The 8,459-nt window shown below is 70.8% G+C and carries 4 protein-coding genes; 3 read left to right on the top strand and 1 reads right to left on the bottom strand.

The window, feature by feature from the left end:
• The 3 genes from ON39_RS35695 to ON39_RS35685 form a co-directional block, all read left to right on the top strand.
• Nucleotides 1-6,173, top strand: a 6,173-nt coding sequence (locus ON39_RS35695) for a type I polyketide synthase (RefSeq protein WP_157195573.1), incomplete at its 5' end; no start/stop codon positions are given.
• A gap of 13 nt (nt 6,174-6,186) precedes the next feature.
• Nucleotides 6,187-7,092 (top strand): proline iminopeptidase-family hydrolase, encoded by a 906-nt coding sequence (locus tag ON39_RS35690; RefSeq protein ID WP_040740761.1) that lies wholly within the window; start codon nt 6,187-6,189, stop codon nt 7,090-7,092.
• Nucleotides 7,093-7,196: 104 nt separating this feature from the next.
• On the top strand, nt 7,197-8,141 hold the full coding sequence (locus tag ON39_RS35685) for an ACP S-malonyltransferase (protein ID WP_211336238.1): 945 nt from the start codon (nt 7,197-7,199) through the stop codon (nt 8,139-8,141).
• A 51-nt stretch (nt 8,142-8,192) separates the two neighbouring features.
• On the opposite strand, the gene ON39_RS35680 is transcribed toward ON39_RS35685, so the two are convergent.
• The gene (locus tag ON39_RS35680; RefSeq protein WP_040740759.1) at nt 8,193-8,441 is read right to left on the bottom strand and encodes a phosphopantetheine-binding protein; all 249 of its coding nucleotides are present in this window, start codon (nt 8,439-8,441) and stop codon (nt 8,193-8,195) included.
• Nucleotides 8,442-8,459: the final 18 nt, after the last annotated feature.

The following is an 8,459-nucleotide window of genomic DNA, read 5'->3' as shown; positions in this document are numbered from 1 at the left end:
TCAGCGCCGTCGAGTTCCGCAACGCGCTGGCGGAGGCGGTCGGCCTGCGCCTGCCCGCCACGCTGGTCTTCGACTATCCCAACGCGCAGTCCGTCGCCGAGTACGTGGCCGGGCTCCTCTCGGGCGCGGCGGCAAGCACCCGGGCCGTCGCGGCCACATCCGGCAATCCCGACGAGCCGATCGCCATCGTCGGCATGGCCTGCCGCTATCCCGGCGGTGTCGATTCGCCGGAGGGCCTGTGGCGCTTGGTCGCCGAGGGCGTGGACGCCGTCGGCGAGTTCCCGGCCGACCGGGGCTGGGACGTCGGCAGGATCTACGACCCCGAGCCCGGCGTCGCCGGGAAGAGCTACGTGCGCGAGGGCGGATTCCTTTATCAGGCGGGCGGTTTCGATCCGGCGTTCTTCGGCATCAGCCCGAACGAGGCGTTCGGAATGGACCCCCAGCAGCGGCTGTTACTCGAATGCTCCTGGGAGGCTTTCGAACGGGCCGGGATAGATCCGAATGCCTTGCGCGGCAGCGACACCGGCGTGTTCGCGGGGATGATGTACCACGACTACGCGGCCAACAGTGCGACCGGCGCGATAGCCTCGGGGCGGCTGTCCTACGTGTACGGGCTGGAAGGGCCCTCGGTGACGGTGGATACGGCGTGCTCGTCGTCGCTCGTCGCCCTGCATCTGGCGAGTCAGGCGCTGCGGTCGGGTGAGTGCTCCTTGGCGCTGGCCGGCGGCGTCGCGGTCATGGCGACGCCGGACCCCTTCATCGAGTTCAGCAGGCAGCGTGGGTTGTCGGCGGACGGGCGCTGTCGGTCCTTCGCCGCCGACGCCGACGGCACCGGCTGGTCCGAGGGCGTGGGTGTGCTTGTGGTGGAGCGGCTTTCGGACGCGCGCCGCCTCGGACATCCGGTGCTGGCACTGGTCCGCGGTGTCGCGGTGAATCAGGATGGCGCGTCCAATGGTTTGACCGCGCCGAACGGTCCGTCGCAGCAGCGGGTGATCCGGCAGGCCTTGGCGAACGCGGGGCTGTCGTTCGCCGACGTCGATGCGGTGGAGGCGCACGGAACCGGCACCAAGCTGGGCGATCCCATCGAGGCACAGGCCTTGCTGGCCACCTACGGTCAAGAACGGTCGCAGGATCGCCCGCTGTGGCTGGGGTCCATCAAGTCCAATATCGGGCACGCGCAAGCCGCCGCGGGCGTCGGCGGCATCATCAAAATGATCATGGCCATGCGGCACGGTGTGCTGCCCAAGACCTTGCACGTGAACGAGCCGACCCCACAGGTGGATTGGTCCGAGGGCGCGGTCGAGCTGCTCACCGAGGCCAGGCCGTGGCCGCGACTCGACCGGCCCCGGCGCGCGGGCATCTCTTCGTTCGGTATCAGCGGCACCAACGCACATGTTGTCATCGAGCAAGGACCGGACACCGACCCAGCCGAGACACCCGGCTCGGCCACCGTGGTTCCCTGGCTCCTGTCCGCGAAAACCAGCCGGGCGCTGACCGACCAGGCGCAGCGGCTGCGCTCCTTCCTCGCCGACCACCCGGACGCGAAGCCCGTGGACATCGCGTTCACCTTGGCGACCGACCGCGTGGCGTTCCAGCACCGCGCGGCCGTGATCGGCTCCAGCAGAGCGGATTTCGCGACCGCGCTCGCCGACCTCGACGTCGTACCGTTGTCGGCGGCGGCGGGTAAGACCGCGATGGTGTTCTCCGGTCAGGGCGCGCAGCGCCTCCGGATGGGTCAGCGGCTGCACGCCGAGTACCCGGTGTTCGCCGAGGCTTTCGACGCCGTGGCGGCCGAACTCGAACCGTGGCTGGATCGTCCGCTGCGCGAGGTGGTCTGGGGTGATGACCCCGATCTACTCGACCAGACCCGGTGGACTCAGCCGGGCCTGTTCGCCGTAGAGGTCGCCCTGTTCCGCCTGCTCGAATCATGGGGCGTGCGGCACGATTTCGTGGCCGGACACTCGATCGGAGAACTGACGGCGGCCTACGTAGCCGGGGTCATGTCGCTGCCGGACGCCGCACGGTTGGTCGCGGCGCGCGGCCGGCTGATGCAGAGCCTGCCGGACGGCGGCGTGATGATCGCCGTGCAGGCGAGCGAGGCCGAGATCGTCCCGGACCTCGTCGAAGGGGTGAGCATAGCGGCGATCAACGCGCCCGGCTCGGTGGTGCTGTCCGGAGCGGCCGAGCGGGTGATCGCCGTGGCGAGCGGATGGGAGGCGAAGGGCCGCAAGACTACTCGGCTCCGGGTATCGCACGCCTTCCATTCGGCCCTGATGGAGCCGATGCTGGCGGAGTTCGCCGCGGTCGCCGAGACGATCGCCTACCGGGCGCCGGAGCTGCCCGTGGTGTCGAACCTCACCGGTCGGCTCGTGGAGCGTTTCGACGCCGACTACTGGGTCCGCCATATCCGGGAGACCGTGCGATTCGCCGACGGGGTGCGCTGCTTGGCGGACGCGGGCGTCTCCCGGTTCCTGGAGATCGGGCCGGACGCCGTGCTGGCGACCATGGTTCGGCAGACCTTGGACGAAATCGCCTCCACCGGAGGCGGGTTCGGCGATACCATCGATCATGGCCCCTCGGTACTGCCGACACTGCGCGCGCACCGCGACGAGACGAGCGCCGTGGTCACCGCGCTCGCTCGCCTGCACGGTTCGGGCGCGCCGGTGGACTGGGCCCGGTTCTTCGCCGGCTCCGGCGCCCGGCGCGTCGACCTGCCGACCTACCCCTTCCAGCACGAAACCTACTGGCTCACCGGCGATTCGCCGCAGGACGATCCAGCCTCGATAGGCTTGGACGCGGTAGACCACCCGCTGCTCGGGGCGCGGGTGGTACTTCCGGACGGCGCGACCATGCTGACCGGCCGGCTCTCGGTGGACACCCAGCCCTGGCTGGCCGAGCACCGCGTCGGCGGCTCGATTCTGTTCCCCGGCACCGGCTTCGTCGAACTGGCCGTGCGCGCGGGCGACGCGGTGGGCTGTGCCGTACTCCAGGAGCTGGTCCTGCACGCGCCGCTGGTGCTGCCCGAACAGGGCGGCGTCCAATTGCAAGTCATGGTCGGCGAGCCGGACGAGTCCGCCACCCGCACTGTGACCATCCACTCCCGGCACGGCGAGCAGCCGTGGACCCTGCACGCCCGCGGCGTCCTCGCCGAACACGCACCGCGACCGTCCTTCGACCTGATGCACTGGCCACCCGCGAACGCGACACCCGTCGACCTCGCTGACGCCTATGAAACGTTGGCGGACAACGGATATCACTACGGACCCGTGTTCCGCGGCCTGCGCGCGGCGTGGACCGCCGGGGACGACCTGTACGCCGAGGTCGCGCTGCCCGACACCGCCGGCGACGAGGCCGCGCGGTACGGCATCCACCCCGCGCTCCTCGACGCCTGCCTGCACGCCCTGCGATTCGGCGGAGCGGCCGACGACGCGGAACTCGTCCTGCCGTTCTCCTGGACCGACGTGGCCCTGCACGCCGGGGGAGCGTCGGTTCTCCGCGTCCGCATCACCGACCTCGGCGCGGACAGCGCGGCCTTCGCCATCGCCGACGGCACCGGCAGACCCGTGCTGTCCGTAGGGGCACTCATGTCACGGCCCGTACCCGCCGCGCAGTTGAATCAGGCGACCTCGGCCTTCCACGACGACCTGTTCGAGGTGGCGTGGTCACCCGTCCCGCTCGCCCCCGCCGAGGTCTCGATGGCCGACTGGTCCACGGTCGCCGCGGGCGGCCCGGTTCCCGAGCTCGTCGTCCTGACCGTCGACCCCGGCAACGACGCCGCCGCGGTCCACGCGACAACCCACCACGTGCTCGCCGTCCTCCAGAACTGGCTGGCCGACGCACGATACGACCAGTCGGCCCTCGCCGTCGTCACCCACGGAGCCGTCGCCCGAGAGAACGAGGACGTGACCGACCTCGCGGGCGCCGCGGTATGGGGCCTGGTGCGCTCCGCCCAATCCGAGGACCCCGGCCGAATCATGCTGGCGGACACCGACGATTCCCTCGAACTCCGCGCCGCACTGGCGCGCGGCGAGACCCAGGTCATGGTGCGAGACGGCGCGGTGTTCACCGCGCGCCTTGGGAGGATTCCGGTCGCCGAGCCCGGCGAGGGTGAAAAGCCAGGGGAGGACGGCAGGCTCGACGAAAGTGGGAAGCTGGATCACAACGGCAGACCCGGCGCGATCGGCAAGCTCGGCGAAGGCGAGAGGCACAGTGGCGGCATCGATTTCGGCGCGGGCCAGGTGCTCGTGTCCGGTGCGTCCGGACGGCTCGGCAAGCTCCTGGCCCGGCATCTGGTCGACCGTGGCGCACGACAGCTGATGCTGGTGAGCCGTCGCGGCCCGGCTGCCGACGGGATGGCCGAGCTGAGCGCGGAACTGACCGATCTCGGTGCCGAGGTGGAGTTGATCGCCTGCGATCTGGCCGATCGCGCCGCGGCGGCACGGCTGCTGGATGGACGCGCGCTCTCGGCGGTCGTGCACGTCGCGGGCGTCCTGGACGACGCGGTCATCGGATCGCTGACGCCGGAGCGCATGGATACCGTGCTGCGACCGAAGGTGGACGCGGCACTGCATCTGCACGAACTCACCGCGGACCTGTCGGCCTTCGTGCTGTTCTCCTCCATCTCCGGCGTCTTCGGCAACCCGGGCCAGGGCAACTACGCGGCCGCCAACGCCTTCCTCGACGCGCTCGCGACCCATCGCCGCGCGCACGGTCTGCCCGCGCAGTCGCTCGCCTGGGGGATGTGGGGCGGCGCGACCGGCATGGCGGGCGGCCTCGACGATGCCGACCGGAAACGCCTGGCGCGCAACGGTATCGAGGCGCTCACGGAGGAACGGGGCCTCGCGCTATTCGACACCGCGACCGCTCTCGACGCCCCGGTCCTCGCCGCGGTCCGGCTCGACCGCACCGCCCTCGCGGCGGCGGGCAGCGACCTGCCGCCCCTGTTCGACGGCCTGGTGACCACCGTGCGCAGGCGCACCGCCGCGGGCACCGTGGACGCCGGCTCGCTGCGCCGCGCACTCGCCGGCCTCGACGAGGACGCACAGGTGGCGCACCTGGTCACGGTGATCCAGCGGGGCGCGGCGGCGCTGCTCGGCCACGCCGACCCCGCCGATATCGACCCGGCGCGCGACTTCCTGGAGACCGGTTTCGACTCGCTCGCCGCCATGGAGCTGCGCAACACGCTCGGCAAGGCGCTCGGCCTGCGACTGCCGCCGATGGTGGTGTTCGACAACAAGAGCCCGGCCGAACTGGCCAGGTTCCTGCGGGCCGAACTCGACGCCGACCCCGCAGCGACCCAGCCGCCGACCAACCGGTCCGGCGGGGCCGACACGATCAGCGCGCTCTTCCGCGCCGCGGTCTACGCCGACCGGCTCCCGCAGGGCTTCGAGCTGCTGACCGCGACGGCGGCCCTGCGCCCGAGCTTCGCCTCGGCCGCCGACCTCGACACCGGTACGCAACCCCTGACTTTGGCCGAAGGGCCCGCGGATCCGCGCCTGATCTGTATCAGTACCCCCATGGCGACGGGCGGCGTCTTCCAGAACGCCCGCCTCGCCGCCGGATTCCGCGACCTCCGGTCGGTGCTCGCCGTCCCGCTGTCCGGCTTCGCCGCGGGCGAGCCGCTGCCCGCCACGGCCGCGGCCGCGATCGAGGTGATCGCGGACAGCGTGCTGGCCGCCGCCGACGGCAAACCCTTTGCGGTGCTCGGGTATTCGGCCGGCGGCACGCTCGCCTACGCCGTCGCCGAGCATCTGGAGGAGCGCGGCGTCGTGCCCGCCGGGGTGGTGCTGCTCGACACCTATCGCAGCGAGGGCGGCGGCGATATCGGCATCGCGAAGGAACTCGTCTTCGGAATGCTGGACATGGAGTCGGCGTTCGGCGGCTTCGACAGCGCACGGCTGTCCTCGATGGGTCGCTACGCCGACCTGCTGCGCGGGATAGCGCCGGGGCGGATCGCCGCGCCCGTCCTGTTCGTGCAGTGCCTCGAGTCGTTCTTCGGCGAACCGGCGGACGCCGCGGACATCGGCTGGCAGGCCCAACCCTGGGACGACACCCAGACGCTGCGCACCGTCGCGGCCAATCACTTCACCATGCTCGAATCCCAGGCGGGTGCGACGGCGGAGGTGATCGAGCACTGGCTCGACGCGCTGCCGCGCACCGCTCCCACACCGTGACGAGGTAACGACGATGACCACCGCCCCAGCACCCACCGTGAAAGGCACCGCGCCGTTCGGCGAGTTCACTACCTGGTATCGCGTGACCGGCGAATTGGGCAGGGGCGCAACGCCCTTGGTCGTCGTGCACGGCGGGCCCGGCAGCACGCACGACTACCTGGCCAACCTCGCCGCGCTGGCCGAGGACGGCAGGCCGGTGGTGCACTACGACCAGATCGGCAACGGCGGCTCGACCCACCTGCCCGACCGCGACGCCTCGTTCTGGACGGTGCGACTGTTCCTCGACGAGCTCGACAATCTGTTGCGGCACTTGGGCATAGCCGACGACTACGTGTTGTTCGGGCAGTCCTGGGGCGGCATGCTCGTCGCGAAGCACGCGGCGGGCCGCCCGGCCGGGCTGCGCGGGCTGGTCATCGCCGACGCGCCCGCCTCCTACCCGCTGTGGCGGGCGGAGATGAAGGCGCTGCGGGCCGCGCTGCCGCCCGGCGTCGACGCCACGCTGGCGCGACACGAGGCCGCGGGCACCACGCGGTCCGAGGAGTACTACGCGGCCATGAAGCCGTTCTACGAGAAGCATGTCTGCCGCCTCGTGCCGTGGCCGCGCGACTACCTCGCCTCGTTCTACGAGATCTACAACGACCCCACCGTGTACTACACGATGAACGGGCCGAGCGAGTTCCACGTGATCGGCACGCTGCGGGACTGGTCGGTCGAGGACTGCTGCGCCGATATCGCGGTCCCCACGCTGCTCGTCTCCGGCCGCCACGACGAGGCGACGCCCACCACCATGCGGCCGTTCGAGCGGCTCATCCCGGACGTGCGCTGGGTGCTGTTCGAGGAGTCGAGCCACCTGCCGCACCTCGAGGAGCCGGAGCGATTCCGCGCGGTGCTGCGCGCGTTCCTGACCGATCTCGGGTGAGGTCGCGGGGGTGTGCCTAGGGGCGAGTTAGGGGTTCTGAGGGTCGGCGCCCGACGGGACACTGACACCGAATGGACGTCTTCCCGGCAGAACAGGACCCAATCATGGACATCGGCCGCAACGCTGAATCGGCAATCGTCTTCCCTGGCATGGGCCCGACCGCCTTCGGCGACGTCGCCAAGTTCATGGTGGTCAACTCGCACGCCCGCAAACTGCTCGCCGAGGCCGACGCCGTGCTCGGCTACTCGCTGTTCGATCGCTACCGCGAAACACCGGGGGACTACACCGAATTCGCGCAGGTGGCGTTCCTGGTGAACTGCCTGGCGCTGGCCGAGGGCGCGACCGGCACGCTCGACGCGCCGCCGCGGCTGTGCGTCGGGCCGAGCTTCGGCGGCAAGGCGGCCGCGGTGCACGTGGGGTCGCTGACCTTCGCCGAGGCGGTGTGGATGACGTCGCGGTGGGCGCGCTGCCTCGACGAGTACTTCGCGGTCGAGCAGCGCGACGTCGTCACCCAATCCTTCGCTCGCACACCGGAACCCGTGCTCGCCGAGGCGCTGGCGGAGCTGGACGCCCGCGGCGAGTGGTACGAGCTGTCCTGCTACGTCGACGACGACTTCTACCTGGTGACGCTGCACGAGGACAGCGCGGAGGCGCTGCGCAAGCGGCTGCGTTCGATGGGCGGGCTGCCGCTGTACGCCATGCGACCGCCCATGCACGCCAGCGTGTTCGGGCCGCTGCGCGACCGGGTCGAGGAGGAGGTGTTCGGGCGGCTCGCGTTCGCCGACCCGGCCGTTGCGGTGGTCGCGGACCAGGACGGCTCGGTGCTGCGCACCGGGGCGCAGATCAGGGACATGCTGCTGGCGGGTTTCGTGCGGCCGGTGCGCTGGCCTCGCGTGGTGGAGACGTTGCGCGACAACGGAATCGGCACGCTGCTGGTGTGCGGCCAGGACAGCATGTTCACCAGGGTCGGGTGCACGACGCGCAATTTCGAGGTCGCCGCGGTGAATCCGCGGACCGCCCTGCGGCCGCGCAGGCGGATCGCCTCGTGACGCGGCCGCTTCGGGCGGCGCTGTTGCCCCGGCTCGCGGCACGGGGCTCGATCAGCTTGCGGGAGCGGTCATCTCGGTCAGCGTCGCCCACAGCACGGCGGGGGTGGCGAAGGTGTCCATGTTCAACAGATCGTCCAGGAATCGGACGTCGTACGCGTCTTCCAGTTGCGCGAGCAACTCCACCGTGCCGACCGAGTCGAGCCCGAGATCGCGCAGATTCTCCGCGCCGTCCAATGGCTCGTCGACGGACAGGAATGGCAAGAAGCCGCGCAGCAGTTCCTCGAATTTATCGTCCCACATAACTCATCCCCGGTCGGC

Origin of the sequence: Nocardia tenerifensis NBRC 101015 (assembly GCF_000308715.1) — a bacterium.
GTDB lineage: Bacteria > Actinomycetota > Actinomycetes > Mycobacteriales > Mycobacteriaceae > Nocardia > Nocardia tenerifensis.
This window is presented reverse-complemented; position numbering and strand designations above follow the sequence as displayed.